The 23,478-nt window shown below is 71.8% G+C and carries 10 protein-coding genes and 1 pseudogene; 8 read left to right on the top strand and 3 right to left on the bottom strand.

What is annotated here, in order from left to right:
- Positions 1-160 precede the first annotated feature (160 nt).
- The gene (mfd, locus tag ALMP_RS01125) at positions 161-3,694 is read left to right on the top strand and encodes a transcription-repair coupling factor (protein WP_264923978.1); all 3,534 of its coding nucleotides are present in this window, start codon (positions 161-163) and stop codon (positions 3,692-3,694) included.
- A gap of 240 nt (positions 3,695-3,934) precedes the next feature.
- Here mfd and ALMP_RS01130 read toward each other — a convergent pair whose 3' ends face one another.
- Positions 3,935-4,498, bottom strand: a complete 564-nt coding sequence (locus ALMP_RS01130) for a TetR/AcrR family transcriptional regulator (RefSeq protein WP_264923979.1) — start codon at positions 4,496-4,498, stop codon at positions 3,935-3,937.
- Between the two features lie 212 nt (positions 4,499-4,710).
- Here ALMP_RS01130 and ALMP_RS01135 point away from each other — a divergent pair, with 212 nt between their 5' ends.
- Positions 4,711-5,571, top strand: coding sequence for a hypothetical protein (locus tag ALMP_RS01135; protein ID WP_264924112.1), 861 nt, complete (start codon positions 4,711-4,713; stop codon positions 5,569-5,571).
- Positions 5,572-5,699: 128 nt separating this feature from the next.
- On the opposite strand, the gene ALMP_RS01140 is transcribed toward ALMP_RS01135, so the two are convergent.
- Positions 5,700-5,885 (bottom strand): antitoxin, encoded by a 186-nt coding sequence (locus tag ALMP_RS01140; protein WP_264923980.1) that lies wholly within the window; start codon positions 5,883-5,885, stop codon positions 5,700-5,702.
- 297 nt (positions 5,886-6,182) lie between these two features.
- On the opposite strand from ALMP_RS01140, the gene ALMP_RS01145 reads away from it, so the two are divergent.
- The gene (locus ALMP_RS01145; RefSeq protein WP_264923981.1) at positions 6,183-6,893 is read left to right on the top strand and encodes an HNH endonuclease family protein; all 711 of its coding nucleotides are present in this window, start codon (positions 6,183-6,185) and stop codon (positions 6,891-6,893) included.
- Between the two features lie 10 nt (positions 6,894-6,903).
- Here the strand turns inward: ALMP_RS01145 and ALMP_RS01150 are convergent, their stop codons facing one another.
- The gene (locus ALMP_RS01150) at positions 6,904-8,142 is read right to left on the bottom strand and encodes an MFS transporter (protein ID WP_264923982.1); all 1,239 of its coding nucleotides are present in this window, start codon (positions 8,140-8,142) and stop codon (positions 6,904-6,906) included.
- Positions 8,143-8,493: 351 nt separating this feature from the next.
- Here ALMP_RS01150 and tnpA point away from each other — a divergent pair.
- From tnpA to ALMP_RS01175, 5 genes and pseudogenes are all read left to right on the top strand, one after another.
- Positions 8,494-8,915 (top strand): annotated as a pseudogene (tnpA, locus tag ALMP_RS01155) (IS200/IS605 family transposase).
- Positions 8,912-10,120, top strand: coding sequence for a transposase (locus ALMP_RS01160; RefSeq protein WP_264923983.1), 1,209 nt, complete (start codon positions 8,912-8,914; stop codon positions 10,118-10,120). The pseudogene tnpA and the gene ALMP_RS01160 overlap by 4 nt, the downstream one beginning before the upstream one ends.
- A 117-nt stretch (positions 10,121-10,237) precedes the next feature.
- Positions 10,238-11,215 carry an ArsR family transcriptional regulator gene (locus ALMP_RS01165; protein ID WP_264923984.1) on the top strand — a complete coding sequence of 326 codons (978 nt, stop codon included), beginning with the start codon at positions 10,238-10,240 and terminating at the stop codon, positions 11,213-11,215.
- A 117-nt stretch (positions 11,216-11,332) separates the two neighbouring features.
- On the top strand, positions 11,333-12,076 hold the full coding sequence (locus ALMP_RS01170) for an N-acetyltransferase (protein WP_264923985.1): 744 nt from the start codon (positions 11,333-11,335) through the stop codon (positions 12,074-12,076).
- Between the two features lie 328 nt (positions 12,077-12,404).
- A complete protein-coding gene (locus tag ALMP_RS01175; protein ID WP_264923987.1) occupies positions 12,405-23,447 on the top strand; it encodes a LamG-like jellyroll fold domain-containing protein in 11,043 nt (3,680 codons plus the stop codon).
- Positions 23,448-23,478 lie beyond the last annotated feature (31 nt).

Consider the following 23,478-nt stretch of genomic DNA (forward strand, 5'->3'; position numbering starts at 1 on the left):
GCGCCCGCCCGCCGGGCGTCGTAGGCTGGATGGACCCCCGGCCCGCGACGCGCGTCGGGCGGTTCGTGATGTCCGACGACGAGTGCCACCCGCTTGTTCTCCGCCCCTGACCCGTGACTTGCCCGATGATGCCCGCCCCTTGGACGAAAGCCGCCCCCGAATGAGCCTGCACGGTCTGCTCGACGCCGTAGTCAAGGACACCGCCCTCGCGGAAGCGATCCCGGCGGCAGCCGACGGCAACCGCACGCACGTCGACCTGGTCGGCCCCCCGGCGGCCCGCCCCTTCGCGATCGCCGCCCTCGCCCGCGAGACCGGCCGCCCGGTCCTCGCCGTGACGGCGACCGGCCGCGAGGCCGAGGACCTGGCCGCCGCCCTGCGCTCCCTGCTGCCCCCCGACGGCGTCGTGGAGTACCCCTCCTGGGAGACCCTCCCGCACGAGCGCCTCAGCCCCCGCAGCGACACCGTCGGCCGCCGCCTCGCCGTCCTGCGCCGCCTGGCCCACCCCAGCCCCGACGACCCCGAGACCGGCCCCGTCTCCGTCGTCGTGGCCCCCGTGCGTTCCGTGCTCCAGCCGCAGGTCAAGGGCCTCGGAGACCTGGAGCCGGTCGCCCTCAGGTCCGGTGGCACCGCCGACCTGAACGAGATCGTCGAAGCCCTCGCCGCGGCCGCCTACGCGCGCGTGGAACTGGTGGAGAAGCGCGGCGAGTTCGCCGTACGCGGCGGCATCCTCGACGTGTTCCCGCCGACCGAGGAACACCCCCTGCGCATCGAGTTCTGGGGCGACGACGTCGAGGAGATCCGCTACTTCAAGGTCGCCGACCAGCGGTCGCTGGAGGTCGCCGAACACGGGCTGTGGGCACCGCCCTGCCGCGAACTGCTCCTCACCGACGACGTCCGCGCCCGCGCGCGTGCCCTCGCCGAACAGCACCCCGAGCTGGGCGAGCTGCTCGGCAAGATCGCCGAGGGGATCGCCGTGGAGGGCATGGAGTCCCTCGCGCCCGTCCTGGTCGACGACATGGAACTGCTGCTGGACGTGCTGCCCAAGGGCGCCATGGCCGTCGTCTGCGACCCCGAGCGGGTCCGCACGCGCGCCGCCGACCTCGTCGCCACGAGCCAGGAGTTCCTCCAGGCGTCCTGGGCGGCCACCGCGGGCGGCGGGGAGGCGCCCATCGACGTCGGCGCGGCCTCCCTGTGGTCCATCGCGGACGTCCGCGACCGCGCGCGCGAACTCGACATGATGTGGTGGTCGGTGTCGCCGTTCGCCGCCGACCTGGAACCGGAGGCCGACACCCTCCAGCTCGGCATGCACGCCCCCGAGACCTACCGCGGCGACACCGCGAAGGCGCTCGCCGACACCAAGGGCTGGCTGGCCGACGGCTGGCGCGTCGTCTTCGTCACCGAGGGACACGGCACGGCCGTCCGTACCGTCGAGGTGCTCGGCGGGGAGGGCGTCGCCGCCCGCCTGGACACCGACCTCACCGAACTGTCCCCGTCGCTGGTCCACGTCTCCTGCGGCTCCATCGACTACGGCTTCGTCGACCCGGCGCTCAAACTCGCCGTCCTGACGGAGACCGACCTGTCCGGGCAGAAAGCGGCCGGCAAGGACGGCGCCCGCATGCCCGCGCGCCGCAGGAAGACCATCGATCCGCTCACCCTGGAGGCGGGCGACTACATCGTCCACGAACAGCACGGCGTGGGCCGCTACATCGAGATGGTCCAGCGCACCGTGCAGGGCGCCACCCGCGAGTACCTCGTCGTCGAGTACGCCCCCGCCAAGCGCGGCCAGCCCGGCGACCGCCTCTACATCCCCACCGACCAGCTGGAACAGATCACCAAGTACGTCGGCGGCGAGGCCCCCACCCTGCACCGGCTGGGCGGCGCGGACTGGACCAAGACGAAGGCACGCGCGAAGAAGGCCGTCAAGGAGATCGCGGCCGACCTGATCAAGCTGTACAGCGCGCGGATGGCGGCACCGGGGCACGCCTTCGGCGCGGACACGCCCTGGCAGCGGGAGCTGGAGGACGCGTTCCCCTACGCGGAGACCCCCGACCAGCTCACCACCATCGCCGAGGTCAAGGACGACATGGAGAAGTCGGTCCCGATGGACCGCCTGATCTGCGGCGACGTCGGCTACGGCAAGACGGAGATCGCGGTGCGCGCCGCGTTCAAGGCCGTCCAGGACGGCAAGCAGGTCGCCGTCCTCGTCCCCACGACGCTGCTGGTGCAGCAGCACTTCGGCACGTTCAGCGAGCGGTACGCGCAGTTCCCGGTGAGCGTCAAGGCGCTCTCCCGCTTCCAGACCGACACGGAGGCCAAGGCGGTCCTGGAGGGCCTGCGCGAGGGCGCCGTGGACATCGTCATCGGCACCCACCGCCTGTTCTCGTCCGAGACGAAGTTCAAGGACCTCGGCCTGGTCATCGTCGACGAGGAGCAGCGCTTCGGCGTCGAGCACAAGGAGCAGCTGAAGAAGCTGCGCGCCAACGTCGACGTGCTGACGATGTCCGCCACCCCGATCCCGCGCACCCTGGAGATGGCGGTGACGGGCATCCGCGAGATGTCGACGATCACCACCCCGCCGGAGGAACGGCACCCGGTGCTGACCTTCGTCGGCCCGTACGAGGAGAAGCAGATCGGCGCCGCCATCCGCCGCGAACTGCTGCGCGAGGGCCAGGTCTTCTACATCCACAACCGGGTCGAGTCGATCGACCGCGCGGCCGCCCGGCTGCGCGAGATCGTCCCGGAGGCCCGCATCGCCACCGCCCACGGCCAGATGTCGGAGGCGGCGCTGGAGCAGGTCGTCGTCGACTTCTGGGAGAAGCGGTTCGACGTGCTCGTCTCGACGACGATCGTCGAGTCCGGCATCGACATCTCCAACGCCAACACGCTGATCGTGGAGCGCGGCGACACCTTCGGCCTGTCCCAGCTGCACCAGCTGCGCGGCCGCGTCGGGCGTGGCCGCGAGCGCGGTTACGCCTACTTCCTGTACCCGCCGGAGAAGCCGCTCACGGAGACCGCCCACGAGCGCCTGGCCACCATCGCCCAGCACACCGAGATGGGCGCGGGCATGTACGTGGCGATGAAGGACCTCGAGATCCGTGGCGCGGGCAATCTGCTCGGCGGGGAACAGTCCGGGCACATCGCGGGCGTCGGCTTCGACCTGTACGTCCGTATGGTCGGCGAGGCCGTCGCCGACTACCGGCGCCAGCTGGAGACCGGCGAGATCGAGGAGGAGCCGCCGCTCGAGGTCAAGATCGAGCTGCCCGTCGACGCGCACGTCCCGCACGACTACGCGCCCGGCGAGCGGCTGCGCCTCCAGGCCTACCGCGCCATCGCCTCCGCCAACTCCGAGGAGGACATCAAGGCGGTACGCGAGGAACTCGTCGACCGGTACGGCAAGCTGCCCGAGCCGGTGGAGAACCTGCTGCTGGTGGCCGGCCTGCGGATGCTCGCGCGCGCTTGCGGCGTAGCCGAGATCGTCCTCCAGGGCACCAACATCCGTTTCGCGCCCGTCGAGTTGCGCGAGTCGCAGGAGCTGCGGCTCAAGCGGCTGTACCCCGGCTCGGTGATCAAGCCGACGGTCCATCAGGTCCTCGTTCCCCGCCCGAAGACCGCGAAGGTCGGCGGCAAGCCGCTGGTCGGACGGGAACTGCTCGGGTGGGTGGGGGAGTTCCTGGCTTCGGTGCTGGGGTCGTAGCGGGGTTCGCGGGCGCTGCCGGGGGTGTCGGGGGCGCTGTCAGGGGTGTCGGAGCCGGTGGGCCGCCGCGCCGCGCCGCGCCCCTCGCCGGGACCGGGGCCGTGGCGCGGCCGACACCGGTGCCGGCGCCGGTGACCACGACGACACGGGGGCTGGTCGTTGTGCGGGTGAGGCCGCTCATGGGGCCGATCCTCGAACCCCGACGCCGACGTCAAGGCCGAGCACGGTCGGCCGGAACCGTCAGCTGGAGCGGAAGAGCAGGCCCGCCAGGGTCCGGAAGATCTCCTCGGGGTCACGGCCGCCCACCGCGTCGTCGAGGTTGTGGCTCAGGAGCAGGGTGGCGAATCCATGGGCCAGGGACCAGGCGGCGACCCCGGCGAGGCGGGCGTCGGTGCCGTGGTCCTCGGGGCGCACGGGGGCGACGGCCGCGCGCAGGGCGTCGCCGGCCAGGGTGCGGGCCGTGGTCAGTTCCAGGTCGTCGGCGCGCAGCAGGTCCGGCGCGAACATCACCTGGAAGTGGGCGGGGTGCTCGCGGGCGAAGCGGACGTAACGCACGCCCGCGTCCTTGAGGTCGGACGCCTCCGCCGTCGCGGCGGCGAGCAGCCCGAACCCCTCCGCGGCGATCGCCGTCAGCAGGCCGGTGCGGTCCCGGAAGTGGTGGGCCGGAGCCGCGTGCGAGACGCCGGCGCGGCGGGCGAGATCGCGCAGGCTCAGCGCGGAGGGCCCGTCGGCGGCGATGACGTCGAGGGCGGCGCCGAGGATGGCGCGGCGCAGGTCGCCATGGTGGTAGGGACGGTCGCTCATGGACAGCATCCTACGCCGTATCTAGCCATTGACAAGTTGACGGGGGTGAGGCAATCTTGTCGTTGTCAAGTTGTGCGGAGCGTGCGCCGCGCGGTGCGGTGCCGCATATGGCGAGGGGGAACGTCATGACCGAACAGACAAGCACCCGGATCCAGGCGAACGACCAGGTCGAGGGCGTGGACGGGACCGGGAAGGCCGGTCCCGAGAGCGCGATGCCGCCGGCTCGGGCGCGCCGCCTGTGGCACCTGCTGGAACCGCTGCACGCGGTGTTCTACTACGCGCCCGAGGTCTCCGAGGAGGCCGCCGCCCTCGGATACCCCACCGAGGACCGCTGGCCCAGCTACTTCCCGCTGCGAGCCGCGCCCCTGGGCCCGGTGGGCGGTACGGCGGTGGCGTCCGCCTTCTACAGCTTCCAGCCCGGCATGGTCGCCCGGCACATGGACGGGGCGTGGCGGATCGCCGAGCCGCAGGCCGTGCTGGCGGCGCGGCTGCGGGGCGTCGACCGCACCTACCGCCGACTGTTCGGCGACGGGGTGGACAGCCCCGAGCTGGCGGAGGCCGCCGCTCTCGCCCGCCGCGCCGCCGAGGCGGCCGACCTCGCCGGACGCCCCCTCGCCGCGGCCAACGCCGCCCTGGACTGGCCGGTGGAGCCCCACCTCCAGCTGTGGCAGGCGGCGACGATCCTGCGGGAGCACCGCGGCGACGGCCACCTCGCCGCCCTGCTGACCGCCGGCCTCGACCCCGCTGAGGCGCTGGTGTCCTTCGCCGCGATAGGCGCCGCGTCCGTCGAGCGCTTCGCGAGCCGCGGCTGGACGCCCGAGGAGTGGACGGCGGCAAGCGACCGCCTGGCCGCGCGCGGCCTGCTCGACGCGGACGGCACGGCCACGGAGGCGGGCCGTGACCTGCGCCGCCGTGTCGAGGAGGCCACCGACCGGCTCGCCCTCGGACCCTGGCTCGCCCTCGGCCCGGAGGCCTGCGAACGCCTTGCGGCGCTGCTCGGCGACTACTGGGTCGCGGTCATCGGCTCAGGCCTGCTGCCCTCGGAGTCGACGCTGGGGATCGGCAAGGTCTGACGCCAGGGCGTTGCGACGCCCGGGTCGGCGGTCGGCCCACGGGAGTCCGCGCTCCGGGAGTCCGCGTTTCCGTGAGTCCGCGTCTCCGGGGGTCCGCGTCTCCGGGAGTCCCGCGCGCCGCGCCGCCGCTACGGCTGCTCCGGCGGCCGCTGCTCGTCCTCCATGCCGAGCCGTCGCTGCATGTGCTGCTGGGCGGAGTCGACCTGGGACTCGCGCTTGTTGCCCGTCCTCTCGTTCGCCTTCTGTTCCGCGGTGTCGGACATGCGCTTCGCCTTGTCCCGCCCGTGGCCTTTGAGCTTGTCGAAGATGCCCATCGAGAGCTCCTTCCGGAGGTGACTCTCCACCGACGATATGCCCGGCTTGTGAAGCATGCCCACTGTGGCCGATGGTGGTCTGAACCTCCCCGGCGTCACCGGCCACCCCCTCACTTACCGTGTAGGCGAGTCCGCCAGGGGAAAGCGCCCTGTGCGGGATGACGGCGGTCCGGCAACGGCCAGGCAGGGGAGGGGCGCGTGAGGCGTCTGAGGGGTGGGGCGGCCGTCGGCGTCGGGCCGGCGGGCGCTGGGAGCGGCACACGGTTCCTCCGTGCGGCGGCAGGGGCGGCAGCCGCCGTGCTCCTGGTCTCGGGATGCGAGGGTCTCGGCGAAGCGGACTCCTCGGCGGGATCCGGGCCCACCGCCTCGGACGGGCAGGCCGTCAGCCCACTGAAGAATCCGGACGGTACGAAGCCGGGGCTCGCGCCCGTGACGACGGATGCGGACCAGACCGCGGCCCGCAAGCTCATCGAGGAGGTGGACACGAAGAAGCGGGGACCGAAGACGGGCTACGAGCGGGACGAGTTCGGCTACGCCTGGATGGACACGGCCGACGGGGTGCCGCTCGCGAGGAACGGGTGCGACACCCGCAACGATCTCCTTCGCCGTGACGGTCGCGACCTTCGTTTCCGGGCCGGCTCGGACTGCGTGGTCATCGCGATGACGCTGCACGATCCGTACACCGGGACGACCATCGAGTGGCGCAAGCAGCAGGCCTCCGAGGTGCAGATAGACCATGTGGTGCCGCTGTCGTACAGCTGGCAGATGGGTGCGTCGCGCTGGCCGGAGAGCAAGCGTGAGCAGCTCGCCAACGACGTGCTCAACCTGATGCCGGTCGAGGGGCGGGCCAACTCGGCCAAAGGTGATTCCGGGCTCGCCTCCTGGCTGCCGCCCGACAAACGGATCAGGTGCGCCTACGCCGTCCGGTTCGCGCAGGTCGCCCTGAAGTACGAGATGCCGGTGACCGCACCGGACAAGCAGATGATGCTGCGTCAGTGCGGCGGCTGACCGACGAGCGTTACGGGCGGTCCGCGCGAGGGCCGACCGGCTGATCCCGGACGGCGGCCGGTGGCCGGCTGCCCGTCGCTCGGGGCCCGCGGCCGCGCAGCGCCACCAGGTGGCGGGCGAGGGCGAAGCCGGTGAGCAGCGTCACCAGCGCGCACACGCCCCACCACCCGACCCGGCCGTACGCGCGCACCCCGAGCCAGGAGCCCGCGCTGCCGCCCAGGTAGGCGCAGGTCATGTAGGCGGTGTTGAGCCTGCTGCGGGCGTCGGGACGCAGGGCGTAGATCCGGGCCTGGTTGGCGACCATGCCCGACTGCATGGCGATGTCGAGCAGCAGCGTGCCGGCCACCAGAGCGGCCAGCCCCGGCGCGCCGCCCAAGGTCCCCGCGGTCAGGACCGCAGCCGACAAGAGGACACCCAGCATGCAGACGAGGCTGACCGCGTCCGGCCCGTGGCGGTCCACCAGCCGTCCGGCGAGCGGCGTGCAGAGCATGGTCCCGCCGCCGACCAGGGCGAGCAGTCCCAGGGCGTGGGCGCCCAGGCCGTAGGAGGGGCCGGTGAGAAGCAGCGCCAGACTCGTCCACACGGCCGAGAATCCGGCGAAGACCATCGCCTGGTAGAGGCAGGAGCGTCGCAGGTCCGGCTCGGTGCGCAGCAGGCGCGGCGCCGCGGCGAGCAGCGCCGGGTACGGCTGACGCGAGGACGGGGTGGTGGCGGGCACCGCGCGGGCCAGGACGCCCGCGAGGCACAGCACCAGGACGGCGGCCACCAGGTAGGGGGCCCGCCAGCCCAGCCGTTCGCCGAGGGCCCCGCCGAAGGTGCGGGCCAGCAGCATGCCGCCGATCGACCCGCTCAGCAGAGTGCCGAGCACCGCGCCGCGGCGGTCGGCGGCCACCAGCCCGGCCGCCAGCGGGCCGACCACCTGCGCGGCCACCGTGGTGAGGCCGACGCAGGCACTGGCCGCCACCAGCAGCGGCAGGGTGGGAGCGCAGCCCGCGGCGAGCAGACCCACACCGGTCAGGCAGAGCAGGACGACGAGGAACGAGCGGTGCGCGAGCCGGTCACCGAGCGGAACCAGCAGGAACATCCCTGCGGTGTAACCGGCCTGGGTGGCGGTCACCGCCAGGGAGGCCGCGTCGGAAGACGTGTGCAGCCCGGCGGCGACCAGGGGAACGACCGCCTGCGGGAAGTAGATGTTGCCCACGGCCACCGCGCAGGTCATGGCCAGCAGCAAGGTCGTCCGGCGGCCCATGCTCAGTCCACCGGCCCGTCTGCGACATGGACGACCCGTCCGGCGACGGACCCCGCCTCGGGACTCACCAGCTCACACCGATCGCCAGACCGTCGGCCGTCGACCGCCGGACGCTCCACCACCACCGCGCCGGCGCCGCGTGCCGCGCAGGTGTCGCGTGCCGCGTAGGTGGCGATCGTGGTGCGCTGCCCATCAAGACCTAGCCAGGGGACGCCCCGCTTCAGCGGGGGGTGGGGAATGGCTTCTGAGCCCTGCTCTGGCCTTAACTGTGCGCACGGATCTGCACTGTTCACCTGAGCCCACCTTTCTGCCGCACTAGACCTGCGGCGCGTGTATAGGGATCGCGTGACCGTGACCAGGAAGGTTCGCCGATTCTCCGGCGGCGTGTACGACCTCGGGCTCCACGTGGTGTGGTGCCCGAAGTACCGCCGTCCGGTCCTCGGCGGGCGGGTCGCGGAACGACTGGAGGAGCTGATCCGGCAGAAGGCAGACGAACGCGGGTGGGAGATCATCGCCCTTGAGGTGATGCCCGACCACGTCCACCTCTTCGTCAAGCACGACCCGAAGTCATCGGCCTCGTACGTGGCGAACCAGTTCAAGGGCTTCACCTCCCGCGTGCTGCGGGAGGAATTCCCGCACCTGAAGTCGCGGATGCCACGCTGTGGTCGTCGTCATACTTCGCGGCATCGGTCGGCGCCGTGTCGGCGGCCACGGTCGAGAAGTACATCAACACCCAGTGGGAACGCCCGTGGAAGAAGGGGGACGGCTCGTGATCCGCGCGTACAAGTTCCTCCTGCGCCCCACGGCCCCTCAGACGGTCGCGCTGGGCGAGATGCTGCGGGACCACTGCTCCCTCTACAACGGGGCGTTGCAGGAACGCCGGGACGCCTACCGGCACACCTCGAAGGCCACCGTCCGCTACGGCGACCAGTCCGCGCAGCTCAAGGAGATCCGGGCGTTCGACCCCGAGCGTCAGGGCCGCTGGTCGTTCTCCTCCCAGCAGGCCACCCTGCGCCGCCTCGACAAGGCGTTCGCCGCGTTCTTCCGCCGCGTCAAGGCCGGGCAGACACCGGGCTACCCCCGCTTCAAGGGCGTCGGCCACTTCGACACCGTCACCTTCCCGAAGGACGGCGACGGCTGCCGCTGGGACAGCACGCCCCACGACCCGCAGACCCGCGTCCGCCTCCAAGGCGTCGGGCACATCCGAGTGCACCGGCACCGGCCCGTACAAGGCCGCGTCAAGACGATCAGCGTGAAGCGCGAGGGCAACCGCTGGTACGTCGTACTCGCCTGCGGCGAGGTGCCCGCCGAGGAACTGCCGCCCACCGGGGCGATCGTCGGTATCGACATGGGCGTCACCCACTTCCTGACCACCTCCGGCGGCGAACACATCGCCAACCCCCGCTTCCTCCAAGCGGCGGCCGGCGACCTGGCCGAAGCACAGCGGCACCTCGAGACGTTCCCCAAGCGCACCAAGCGGCGTACCAAGGCACATCGTGCCGCCGCCCGGAAGGTCGCCAAGCTGCACGCCAGGATCCGGCGGCAGCGCGCCGACTTCCACCACAAGAGCGCCCGCGCGCTGATCACCGACCACGACGTGATCGCGCACGAGCGGCTGAACACAGCGGGCATGACCAAGAGCCCCGCCCTCAAGGCCGGCCCCGAGCAGCCCGGCGGCTTCCTGCCGAACGGTGCTGCCGCGAAGGCCGGGCTCAACCGCAGCATCCTCGACGCGGGTTGGGCGCAGTTCCTCGGGATCCTGGCGAACAAGGCTGAGAGTGCCGGTCGCCTCGTGGTCCCGGTGGACGCGCGCAACACCTCCCGCACGTGCCCCGAATGCGGGCATGTCGCGAAGGAGAACCGCGCCACCCAAGCGAAGTTCCAGTGCGTCAGATGCGGGTTCGCGGCGAACGCGGACCACGTCGGCGCGGTGAACGTCCTCAACAGGGCCGGGCTGGCCCTCTGCGACGTGGCCTAGCCACCGACGCAGGAAGCCCGCGCGTTTACGCGTGGGTGGAGTCACGAGTTGTCCGTGTCATGGAGGGAAGTCCACGGCAGCGGCGGGCCGCCGCCAACCGATGTAGCGTATGGCTTAATGATCAGCTTTGTGCTCGGTGTCGAGGACCTCGCGGACACACGCTTCGCGCTCTCCCCCTTGCACGAAACGCTGTTCAGCCTGCGGGTGCTGAGGGATCCGGGCCTTTCCGCGCTGCACCTGCCCTGGCGCAGGTCCGTGCTCGGCGAACTCGGCGCGCTCGACACCGCTCTGCTGATGTCCCTGGTCGCCCAGCGGCGCACCCTCCCCGACTTCCTCACCCCGAATCCGACGAGCTTCGCCCCGGCCTTCGAGGAGGAACTCGCCGCCGTCCGCCGGACCCGCCCCGCTCAGGTCCGTCACGACCTGCTGCTCGCGCACGACCCCGACCCGCTGCCCACCGCCCTGCGCGACGCCCTGGCCGACGACCGGCGTGTCACCGGACTGCGCGACGCCATCTGTGACGTCCTGAGGCAGTACTGGGAGGTGGCCGTCGAGCCGATGTGGCCGCGGATGCGGCTGGTCCTGGAAGCCGACATGACCTACCGCGCCCGCCGGCTCGCCCTGGGAGGCGCCCGACTGCTCTTCGCCGACATGCACCCCAACCTGCGCTGGCAGGGCGGCGAGCTGCGCATCGACAAGATGATCAGCGGTCACCGCGTGCGGGCGTCCGGCCGAGGGCTGCTGCTCCTGCCGTCCGTGTTCGCGCACAAGCCCGCGCCCCCCGTCAGCCCCGACGAGCCGCCCAGCCTCGTCTATCCCTGCCGGGGAGTGGCCACCCTGTGGGACACGGCTCCACCGCCCGACAACACCGCCCTGGTGTCGCTGCTCGGCGCGTCACGAGCGAGACTGCTCGCACTGCTCGAAGAGCCGCTGCCCACGGTGGAGCTCGCCCGCCGCCTCCGGGTCACCCCCAGCGCCGTCTCCCAGCACCTGCGCGTGCTGCACGCCACCGGCCTGGTCGCCCGGGCCCGCGACGGACGACAGGTCCTGTACCGCCGCAGCCCGCTCGGCGACCGGCTCACCTCCGGGGCGTGAGCGGGACGGCTGCCACAGCGGCACGGGCTCAGCCCCCGCCGCGGCACCACCCGGCTCCCCGAACCCGTTCCCAAAACCCGTTGCCCACCCCCACACCCCCACACCTACCGTGACCCCATGAAACTCCACGTCTCCTCCCTCGCCGAACGCCCCGAGATGCTCGGCCCGGTGCTCGACATGCCGGACAGCTGGCCGGAGTTCACCACCCAGGACCCGGTGGGCAACGCGCACTACGGGCGGATCCCCGTGGAGTTGCCGGAGCACGTGCTGTTCGCGGAGAACGACCAGGGCGAGGTCCTCGCGCACGCCTACAGCGTGCCCTTCGCCCTGCACGCCGAGGGCCGGGGCGAGCTGCCGGCCCGGGGCTGGGACCAGGTGCTGGTGTGGGCCTTCGCCGACCTGCGGCGCGGCGTGCGGCCCGACACGGTCAGCGCGATCTCGATCGTGGTCGCCCCGCACGCCCAGGGCCTCGGCCTGTCCGGGACCATGCTCGCGGCGATGCGGGACAACGCCCGCGCGCAGGGCTTCGGCGAGGTCGTCGCCCCGGTCCGCCCGAACGCCAAGCACCTGGAACCGCACACCCCGATCGAGGAGTACGCGCACCGGGTGCGGGACGACGGACTGCCGTACGACCCGTGGCTGCGCGTGCACGCGCGGGCGGGGGCGAGCATCGAGAGGGTGGCGCCGGCGTCGATGACGGTGGCCGCCTCACTGGAGGAGTGGCGCCGCTGGACGGGCCTGCCCTTCGACACGCGCGGCGACGTCGAGGTGCCCGGCGCACTGGTGCCGGTGCGCTGCGAGCCGGAGCGCGACCACGCCGTCTACGTCGAACCCAACGTGTGGATGCGGCACTCCCTGTAGGCCGCGCCAGGCAACGAACTGCATGATTCGTCCATGGCATCACCCCGAGCATGAAGACTCGGTGTGGCCGGATCGATGACTCAGCAAAGGAGTGCGGCGGACGCAAACGGGAGCACCCCGGTAAAACGGTCAGGTTCAGCAAGAGCTGGTCAAGTCAGGTGCAAGAACGCTCCCCAAGGCTGTCCACAGGTCGTCCACGGAGGGCAGGATCGGCGCGCTTTCGTGTCGCTCACCGATCGTTGGAGTCCTCGCCGTGCTGCGTATCCGGCCGCTCAGCCGTCGCCGTCGCCCAGGCGGCGCACGTCGTCACCGTCGTGCGCTGCGCGCGGTGGCCGCGCTCGTGCTGACCACCCTCGCCCTGATGCTGACGACGGATCAGGCCATGGCGGAGGGCCTGGAACTCGGCAGCGTCGAGCTGCCGTCCCTCAGCCTCGCCTCCCTGGCGTCCTGGTTCACGGACCCGCAGTGGGGCAAGCTGCCGCACCAGCGGTCCGGCACCGCGGCAGGCCACCGCCACCAGGTGCCCGCCGCCGCGACCGACGCCCACCGCGGCGTCGGCCGCGCCCCCGGAAAGGGCAAGGGCGAACTGCCCGCCTACCAGGCGCACAAGCCGGCCACCCCGCAGGGCCGCAGCGCCGGCGCGGCCGGCTACAACGCCAAGACCAGCAAGCGCAGCGCGACGAAGTCCACGCGCACCGAGACCGTCTACGACAACGCCGACGGCTCCGTCACCCGCCGGATCTCCCAGACGCCCGTCAACTACCAGGTCGGCAAGGGCAGATGGGCGCCGATCGACGTGGACGTGAGAGCCGGGCCGGACGGCCGCTGGCACGAGGAGGCCAACAACCTCACCGTCGACTTCGCCGCCCGGGCCACCGACCCCGCGCTCGCCTCCCTGGCGACCGACACGAAGCACCGCGTCGCCTACGCCCTGAAGGGCGCCGCCCCCGTCACGGGCACCGCCGACGGCTCCACCGTCACCTACGGGCAGGTCCTGCCCGCCACCGACCTGAAGCTCCGGCCGACCGCGACCGGCGTCAAGGAGTCCGTCGTCCTCGACTCCGCCGACGCGGGAACCAGCTGGACCTTCCCCCTCACCCTCCAGGGCCTCACCCCCGTCCAGGACCCCGGCACCGGCTGGATCGACCTCATCGACGCCTCCGGAAAGTCCGTCGAGCGCATCCCCCCGGCCTACGCCTACGACTCCCGGGTGGACCCGCGCTCCGGCGACCCGGCCACCACCCACGCCGTCACCACCGAACTCGTCAGGGACGGCGACGGCTACGCGCTGAGGCTCACCCTCGACAGCGCCTGGCTGCACGACAGCCACCGCGTCTTCCCCGTCACCGTCGACCCGACCGTCTCCGACGGCTGGACCACCACCTACGCCGAGTCCGGCGCCCCCGGTGACCACTCCTACGAGCAGACCATCAAGGTCGGCTCCTACGACTCCGGCACCCACTCCGCGAACAGCTTCGTCAACCACTGGGACACCGCCTGGGACGGCTCGGGCGCCACCGTCACCGCCGCCACCCTCCACCTGTTCGACACCTGGGCCTCCACCTGCCAGGCGCCGGAACGTTTCGACGTCGCGCTGGTGACCAGCGCCTGGACCCCCGAGGGCGTCACCGCCTACCCCGGCCCCTCCAAGGGCTCATCCATCGGCAACGCCACCCCGAGCGTGCCGAACGCCTGCGCCAACACCGGCGGCGACCGCAGCGTCGGCGACTGGGTGAGCGTCCCCCTGTCCACCTCCGCCATCCAGGGCTGGTTCGACGGCACCACCGCCGACCACGGCCTCGCGGTGTACGCGGCGACCACCGACGCCCTGCACTGGAAGCAGTTCGGCTCCTTCAACGATCCCGGCAAGGGCCCCTGGATCGAGGTCACCTACACCGGCAACACCGCCCCGCAGCTCTACGAGCAGTTCCCCGCCGACAACGCGGTCGTGAACACCACGACCCCCGAGTTCACCGCCTGGGCGGGCGGCGCCAACTCCACCAGCGGCAGCGCCAACCAGTACCTGTTCCGCGTCTACGACGCCGCCGGCACCAAGGTCGCCGACTCCGGCCTGGTCTCCACCGGTGACTGGACCGTCCCGGCCGGCGACCTCGCCTGGGGCAAGAACTACTCCTGGACCGTCCAGGCGTACGACTCCGCCACCAACCTCTACTCGCCCGCCGACCCGTACGAGCTGTCCGTGCAGGTCCCCGAAGCCGTCATCACCTCCGGCCTCTCCCAGAACAGCAGCGACCACGGCTTCGACGCGTCGATCGGCAACTACACCACCTCCGACACCGACGCCTCCGTCTCCACCGTCGGCCCGTCCCTGGACGTCGACCGCGACTACAACTCCCGTGACCCGCGCTGGACGGGCGCGTTCGGCGCCGGCTGGTCCAGCATCTTCGACGCCAGGGCGACCGAGCAGTACACGGCGTCCGGCGCGGTCGCCGACGTGCAGGTCACCTACCCCGACGGCTCGCAGGCCGGCTACGGCAGGAACAGCGACGGCACCTTCACCCCCGGCAGCGGACGCTTCGCCACCTTCAAGGCGGTCACCGGCGGCTACACCCTCACCGACAAGGACGACACCCTCTACGCCTTCACCCAGTCCCTGGGGTCCGGCGGCTACGGACTGACCTCGGTGACCGACGCCGACGGCCGCGCCCTCACCCTCACCTGGACCAGCGGCCACATCACCAAAATGACCTCCGCGGTCTCCGGCCGTTCCCTCACCCTCACCTGGTCCACCCCCACCGGCGCGCTCGCCGCGCACGTGGCGACCGTCGTCACCGACCCCGTCACACCCGGCGACACGACGACCGCCCAGACCTGGACGTACGGCTACACCGGCGACCAGCTCACCAAGGTGTGCTCGCCGCTGTCGACCACCAAGTGCACGACGTACGGCTACACCTCGGGGTCCGGCTACCGCAACGCCGCCCTCGACCTCGACCCGCACACCTTCTGGCCGCTGTCGGAGACCACCGGCACCACCGCCAAGGACGCCGTCCTCGCCAACGAGGGCACCACGAACGCGACGTACGAGAACGTCACCCTCGGCCAGACCGGCCCGCTGACCGGCTCGGCCGCGAAGGCCGCCGGCTTCAACGGCACCTCCTCCGACATCGCCCTGCCGAAGAACCTCGGCAACGACACCGACTCCGGGGCGATCTCCCTGTGGTTCAAGACGTCGGCCGGACCCGGCGTCCTCTACTCCTACGCCTCCCAGCCCATCGGCTCCGGCCAGGCCGCCGGCTTCTACACGCCGTCCGTCTACGTCGGCACCGACGGCAAGCTGAACGCCGAGTTCTGGTACAGCGGCGGCGTCAACCCGATCGTCTCCGCCGCCTCCGTCGCCGACGGCAGGTGGCACCACGTCGTGCTCTCCGCCGCCGGCAACTCCCAGACCCTCTACCTGGACAACACCAAGGTCGGCTCCCGCACCGGCACGGTCTCCATCAAGAGCGCCACCGCCTTCGGCAAGAACCAGTCGTTCAACTACCTCGGCACCGGCTTCCTCGGCGGCGCCTGGCCCGACCAGCCGCACCCCTCCACCACCGACGGCACCGGCTACGCCACCTGGTTCAACGGCTCGATCGCGGACGTCGCCTGGTACGCCCGGCCGCTGGTCGCAGCCGACGTCAACGCCCTCTACACGTACGGAACGCACGGCAGCAGCCTGCTGAACTCGGTCAAGCGGCCGTCCGGCAAGACGTACGCGGCGATGACGTACGACACCGACACCACCGCGCTCACCCAGCTCACCGACGAGAACGGCGGTACCTGGACGCTCGGCGCGCCGACCGTCGCCGGCTCCAGCGACACCTACCGGGGCGCGGTCCTCGGCGGGGCGCCCAGCGAGTACTTCCGGCTCGGCGAGGCCGCCGGCGCCTCCGCGGCCCTGGACGAGGTGCGCGGCGGCAACGGCACCTACAGCGCCGTCACCCTCGGCGCGACCGGCCCGTTCAGCGACCACAAGGCCGCCGGCTTCGACGGCTCCACCTCCTCCCTGGCCCTGCCGAGCGGCTCGATCCCGGGCTCCGGCGCGCAGTCGGCGAGCCTGTGGTTCAAGACGACCACCGCGAACGGCGTCCTGCTCGGCGCGTCCAAGGACCCGCTGAGCGCCGGCACGACGGCCAGCGGCTACACACCCGTCCTCTATGTCGGCAGCAGCGGCAAGCTGCACGGCGAGTTCTACTTCTCCGGCGGCTCCACCAAGCCGCTCGTCTCCGCCGCCGCCGTCACCGACGGCGCGTGGCACCACGTCGTCCTCGCCACCAGCGCCACCAGCCAGTCCCTCTACCTCGACGGAACCCTCGTCGGCACCCAGACGGGCACCGCCGCGATGACCGGGCAGACCTACACCTACGTCGGCGCCGGCTTCAACGGCGGCAACTGGCCGGACGAGGGCCACACCAGCTCCACCAGCAACACCGGCTACGCCACCTGGTTCAAGGGCTCCATCGCCGAGGTCGCCCTGTTCCGCTCGCAGCTGTCCGCCGGGGACGTGGCCGAGCAGGACGAGGCCGCGAAGAACTCCACCGGCCTGCTGCCCGTGGAGACGGTGAAGGTGACCTCCCCGACCACCTCGACGCTGACGTACACCTACGACGTCACCAACGGAAACCGCGCCCTGACCGAGACCGACGGCCTCGGCAACCGGACCAGCTTCGGCTACGACACGGCCGGCTTCGAGCACACCGTGACCGACCCCAACGGGGCGATGACGATCACCGGTCACGACGTGCGCGGCAACGTGGTCTCCTCCACATCCTGCCAGGACCAGGCCGCGAACAAGTGCGACACCGAGTACTACACGTACTACCCCGACGACACCACGGACCGGCTGACCACCGCCGACCCGCGCAACGACCAGCTGCTGACCGAACGCGACGGCAGGTCCGCCTCCGCGACCGACACCACCTACCTGACCTCGTACACGTACGACACGGCGGGCAACCAGACCGCCATCACCGGCCCGGCGGTGCCCGGCTTCCCGAACGGGCGCACGACCACCACCGTCTACAGCGACGGAACGAGCGCCTATCCCTCCGCCGACGGAGGGGTGGTGCCCAAGGGCCTGCCGGTCCGGACGATCAGCCCGGGCGGCGCCGTCAACCAGGTCTCCTACTTCAAGAACGGCGACGTCGCCTCCACCACCGACGCCATCGGCCTGGTCACCTCCTACACCTACGACGGTCTCGGCCAGGTCCGCACCCAGAAGGTCGTCTCCGACACCTACCCCGCGGGGCTGACCACCAGCTACACGTACGACGCCGCCGGCCAGGTCACCGAGGAGCACGACCCGCAACTCACCGACCGCGTCACCGGCGCCACCCACGCCGCCGTCACCACCTCGGTCTACGACGACGACGGCGACGTCACCTCGCAGACCGTGGCCGACGCGAGCGGCGGCGACCACGCCCGCACCCAGAACTGGACCTACGACGCCTACGACCGCGTCCTGACCGAGTCCGACGCCAACGCGGCCGAGGGCGCGAGCAACGGCAACACCACGACGTACACCTACGACACCTCCGGCAACAAGACCAAGGAGGTGACCAGCGCGGGCACCGAGACCCGCTACACCTACGACGACAACGGCAACCTGCTCACCCAGGGTCTGATGTACACCGGCGACCCGGTGAACCCGCAGACCGCGACCCTGCTCACCGAGTCCTCCCGGGCCTACGACCCGGCCGGACGGCTCGCGTCCGTCACCGACGCCATGGGCAACACCACGGCGTACACCTACACCGACGACGGCCTGACCGCGACGGTGAAGCGGACCAGCTCCGACGGCACCAGCACCTACGTCCTGGAGTCGGACGTCTACGACGCGGCCGGCAACCTCGTCCAGTCGACCACCGACAACGGCGAGACGGTCACCAAGTACACGGTCGACGCGGCCTCCCGCACCACCTCCACCGAGCTGGACCCGACCGGCGTGGACCGCGTGACGACCGTGTCGTACACCCCGGACGACCAGGTCGCCTCCGAGAACGACCACGACGCCTCCGGCTACGACCGCACCACCACCAACAGCTACGACGACATGGGCAACCTGATCGGCGAGACGCTGTACGGGGACGCCTCCGGGCACCCGGCGGGCTGGTGGAAGCTCAACCAGACCTCCGGCCGCTCGGTCACCGACTCGTCCGGCACGGGCAACACCGCCACCGCGGGCGCCGGCGTGACCTGGGCGGACGACGCGGCGAAGTTCGCGGGCTCCACCACCGGCACCGGTGACGTCATCGCCACCAACGGGCCCGTCCTGGACACCACCGCCTCCTACACGGTCTCCGCGTGGGTGAACCTCACCGACGCCTCCACCTTCCGCACCTTCGTCGCCCAGGGCGGCACCAACCGGGCCTCCTTCTACCTCCAGTACTCCAAGACCGACAACGCCTTCCGCTTCCACGCCGCGAGCTCCGACACCACCTCCCCGTCCGCGTTCTCCGACGCCACCGCCTCCACGGCCGCACCGCTGGGCACCTGGACCCACCTGGTCGGCGTGTTCGACGCGAGCAACGGCTCGATGAAGCTGTACGTCAACGGCGCCCAGGCGGGCTCCGCCACCAACACCTCCCCGTGGACCGGCACCGGACCGCTGTCCATCGGCGGCACCCGGACGGCCGGCGGCACCACCTCCGACGTGGTCGCGGGCTCGGTCGGCGACGTGCAGGTCTACCAGCGGGCGCTGTCCGCCACCGAGGTGAACTCCCTCTACGGCAAGGGCCGCACCGGCGGCACGGTCGGCTCCTCCGACGCGCGGACCACCACCTACACCTACGACCAGCGCGGCCTGCCGACGTCCATGACGGACGCCGAGCACCACACCACCGACTACGCCTACGACGAGGCCGGCAACCTCGCGGTCACCACCGCGCCCGCCGTCCAGGCCGAACCCGACGGCACCACCGCCGCCACCGTCCGCCCGGTCACCACCAGCGGCTTCAACACCTTCGGCGAGGCCGTGGAGGAGGAAGACCCCGACGGCCTGGTCACCACCACCGTCTACGACGCCGAGGGCGACAAGGTCTCCGAGACGCTCCCCTCCTACACCCCGGCGGGCGCCTCCACCCCCGACGCGGGCACCACCGTGTGGACGTACGACAGCGAGGGCAACCAGACCTCCGTCACCACCCCCGGCGGGAGGACCACGTCGTACCTGTACGACCAGATGGGGAACATCGCGCAGATCACCGCGCCCGACGGCTCGAAGACACACGCCGTCTACGACCCCGACGGCGAGCAGACCTCCGCGACCGACGCCACCGGCGCCCAGGCCCAGGCCACCTACGACTACCTCGGCCGCCAGGTCACCGCGACCACCCTGGAGCGCTACCCCTCCACCAAGACCCTGACGACCCGTACCTCCTACGCGGTCACCACCGGCAACCCCTACGGGGCGCACGCCTCCTCCGTCACCACCCCCGGCGGGGTGACCACGTCGTACGGGTACGACCGGGCCGGCGAGCTGACCTCCGTCACCGACGGCGCCGGCAACACCACCCGCTACACCTACGACTTCCAGGGCAACCAGCAGAAGACGATCCTCGCCGACAACACCTGGACCCAGACCGACTACGACGCCGACGGCGACCCGGTCGCCACCCGCGGATACGACGCGAACAACACCCAGCTGTGGTCGACGTCCCAGAGCTACGACGGCGTCGGCAACCTGGTCGCCGCCACCGACGCGCGCGGCCACACCAGCCGCTTCACCTACGACGCCGCCGGCACCATCACCCAGGAGATCCAGCCGGTCGACGCGTCGACCTCGATCACCACGAGCTTCGGTTACGACGCGGCCGGCAACCGCACCCGCTTCACCGACGGCCGCGGCAACTCCTGGCGCTACGCCTACACCCCGTGGGGCCAGCAGGAGAAGATCATCGAGCCGACGACCGACCAGCACACCTCGGCCGCCGACTCCACGACGACCTTCTCCTACGACGCCGACGGGCAGATGACGACGGCGACCCTGCCCGGCGGGGTCACCACGACGATGACGTACGACGCGCTCGGCCGGCTGACGTCCATGTCCGGCACGGGCGCCGAGGCGGCCACCGCCCGCCGCGGCTTCACCTATGACGCCGACGGCCGCGTGCTGTCGGCGGACACCGACGAGGCGGGCGTCACCGGCGCCGTCGACCACCAGGACGCCACACACGACGCGTTCACCTACGACGACCGCGGCGACCTGCTCACGACGTCCGGCTCGGCGGGCACGTCCAGCTTCGCCTACGACGACGACGGCGCCGTCACCTCCCGCACCGACGCCGCCGGCACCACCACCTACGGCTACGACACCGCCGGCCGCCTCGCCTCCCTCCAGGACCCGGCCACCGGCACCCGACTGACCTACACCTACGACCAGCTGAACGACCTCAAGTCGGTCAAGTACGGCTCGACCGGCCAGACCCGCACCTTCACCTACAACAGCGAGCACGAGCTGACCAACGACGTGCTCGTGCAGGGCGCCTCCACGGTCGCGAGCTTCGCCTACGGCTACGACGCGAACGGCAACCTGACGTCGAAGACCACCACGGGCGTGTCCGGCGCCTCGGCCAACACGTACAGCTACGACTGGGCCGACCGTCTGACCTCGTGGAACGACGGCACGAAGACCACGACGTACGCCTACGACGCCTCCGGCAACCGGGTCCGCAACGGCGCCGACGTCTACACCTACGACGCGCGCGACGAACTCACCTCCGACGGCACGCACACCTACTCCTACTCCGCGCGCGGCACGATGACACAGGAGTCGTCGACGGCCGGCGGCACGGTGGCCTACCGGACGGACGCGTTCGGCGGGCAGATCGTCGCGGGCGAGCAGTCCTACACCCTGGACGCCACCGGCCGGAACATCACCGACCGCCAGGCCGGCGGCGCCACCCGGACCTTCGCCTACTCCGGCGCCGGCAACACCATCGCCTCCGACGGCGACGACACCTACACCTACGACCCCGCCGGCGGTCTCGTCGGCGTCAAGGACAGCGGCGGCACCGGGGTGCTGGCCCTGACCGACCAGCACGCCGACGTGGTGGGCTCCTTCACCTCCGGCGCCACCACGCTGGCCGGCTCGGCCTCCTACGACCCGCTGGGCAAGGTCGTCTCCCCGACGGACACCGTCACCGGCCACCTCGGCTTCCAGTCCGGCTGGACCGAGCCCGGCACCGGCGACGTCGGCACCGCCTCCCGCTGGTACAACCCCGACACCGGCGTCTTCCTCAACAAGGACAGCCTGTCGCTCAGCCCGGTCCCGAACTCGGTGTCGGCGAACCCCTTCGCCTACGTCGACGACAACCCGCTGGCCGGCACCGACGAATCGGGCAACTGTTCCTGGTACGACGTGGTGTGCGGCGCGAAGAAGGCCGTCCACAAGGTCAGCCACGCCGTCCGGCACGCGGCGCACAAGGTCTACCACGCGGTCAAGCACGTGGTCCGCAGGGTCGTCCACGCCGTGAAGCACGCGGCGCACCGCGTCGTGCACCACGTGCGGGACGTCTACCACGCCACCGTGCGGGTGGTGCGCCGCGTCTACCACTACACGGCACGCCATGTGAGACGCGCGTACCACAGAGTGGTCCACGCGGTGCACTCCGCGTACCACAAGGTGTCCCACGCCGTGCACCGCGTGGTGCACACCGTGAAGAAGGCGGCGAAGAAGGTCACGCACGCCGTGAGGAAGGCCGCGCACGCCGTCGCCCACGCGACGAGGACGGCCTACCACGCCACGGTCAAGGCGGCGAAGGCGACGGCGACGTTCGTCAAGCACCACGCCGCCGCGATCACCTCCTTCGTGGTCTCCACCGCGGTCTTCGCGGGCTGCGAGGCCCTGACCGCGGGCGTCGGCTCCATCGGCTGCGCGGCCGCCGCGGGCGCGGTCGGCTCGCTCGTCGAGCAGGGCTTCGCCTGCGCCAAGAACGGCGGCGACGACTGCGACGTGTCCGCCTTCGCGGGCGCCGCGGTGACCGGCGCCCTCGCCGGAGCGGCCGGCGGCGCCCTCGGCAAGATCGGCGGCAAGCTGCTCGCCAAGGCGGCGCCCAAGGCGATGAAGGTCGTCGGCGGGCTGTTCGGCAAGGGCGCGGCGGAGGCCGAGGAGACGGCGGCCACGGACGCGACGGAGGCGGCCGCCGCGCGGGCGGAGTCGGAGGGCGCGGGGTCGAGATCCCAGTCCCACTCGGACGACGCGGGCGGCGACCCGGGCTGCCCGACGCCGCACAGCTTCACCGGGGCGACCCGGGTGCTGCTGGCCGACGGCACCGCCAAGCCCATCGACCGCGTCAAGGTCGGCGACACGGTCGCCGACTCGGTGCCGGGCACCCGGAAGGTGGAGGCACACCAGGTCACCGCGGTGATCGTGACCCGGACCGACCACGACTTCGTCGACCTCGCCATCAAGAGGACGGCCGCGTCGGTGGCCCGCCAGGCCGTCCGCAAGGCGGCGTTCGGGCTGGCGGCCTCGGCCGCGGTCCTGGGCGCCCTGGCGGCGGGCGGCCACCCGGGCACCGACGACGGCACCCGGACCGTCCCGGCGGCGGCGGTGACGGCGGCGACGACCGCCCCGGCCCCCCACCCGACGTCCCCGGCCACCCACCCGACCGACACGGCGGCCGCCCACCCCACGGACCCGGCCGCCCACCTGACGACGACGTTCCACCACCCCTTCTACGACGAGACCCGGTCGGCCTTCGTCGACGCCAAGGACCTGCGGCCCGGCGACGTCCTCCAGACGCCGTCCGGCACGGCCGAGGTCACCGGCGTCCGCCTCTACCAGGCGCACACCACCACCTACGACCTCACCATCGGCACCCTCCACACCTACTACGTGGAAGCCGGCGGCACGCCGGTCCTGGTCCACAACACCGACGTCAGCCTGGTGTCGGCGGCGGCCTGCCCGACCGGCGGCAGCAAGACCCCGCAGCAACTCGGCGACGACGCGCAGGCGCTGCACGACGCCAACATCTCCAAGCTCCAGAACCCGCCCACCAACGGCAACAAGCTGGCCGACCAGGGCACCACGGTGGCCACCGGCGAACTCGGCGGCGAGCTGGTGTACTCCACCAACAACAACCGCGCCTCCGTGGCCCTGAAGGCCCTGGCCAAGGCGATGGGATACCGGCGGATCTCCGGCGTCGACTACATCACCCGGGGACCACAGGGACAGGGCCTGCAGACCGACGCCGAGCAGATCCTCTTCAACGCGATCGAGGACGGAACGCTGGAGGGCGAGGGCACCGTCGTCGCCTCCCGGCCGGCCTGCGGACCCGACCGGCAGAACTGCGCGGCGAGAGCCGACGACTTCCCCGGTGTGCAACTCTTCGAGCAGTCCCGCGTGGCCCCGTGGGACCGATGACGACACGAACGGCTCCGGCGAGGCGGGACGG

Source organism: Streptomyces sp. A012304 (genome assembly GCF_026008495.1).
Classification (GTDB): domain Bacteria; phylum Actinomycetota; class Actinomycetes; order Streptomycetales; family Streptomycetaceae; genus Streptomyces.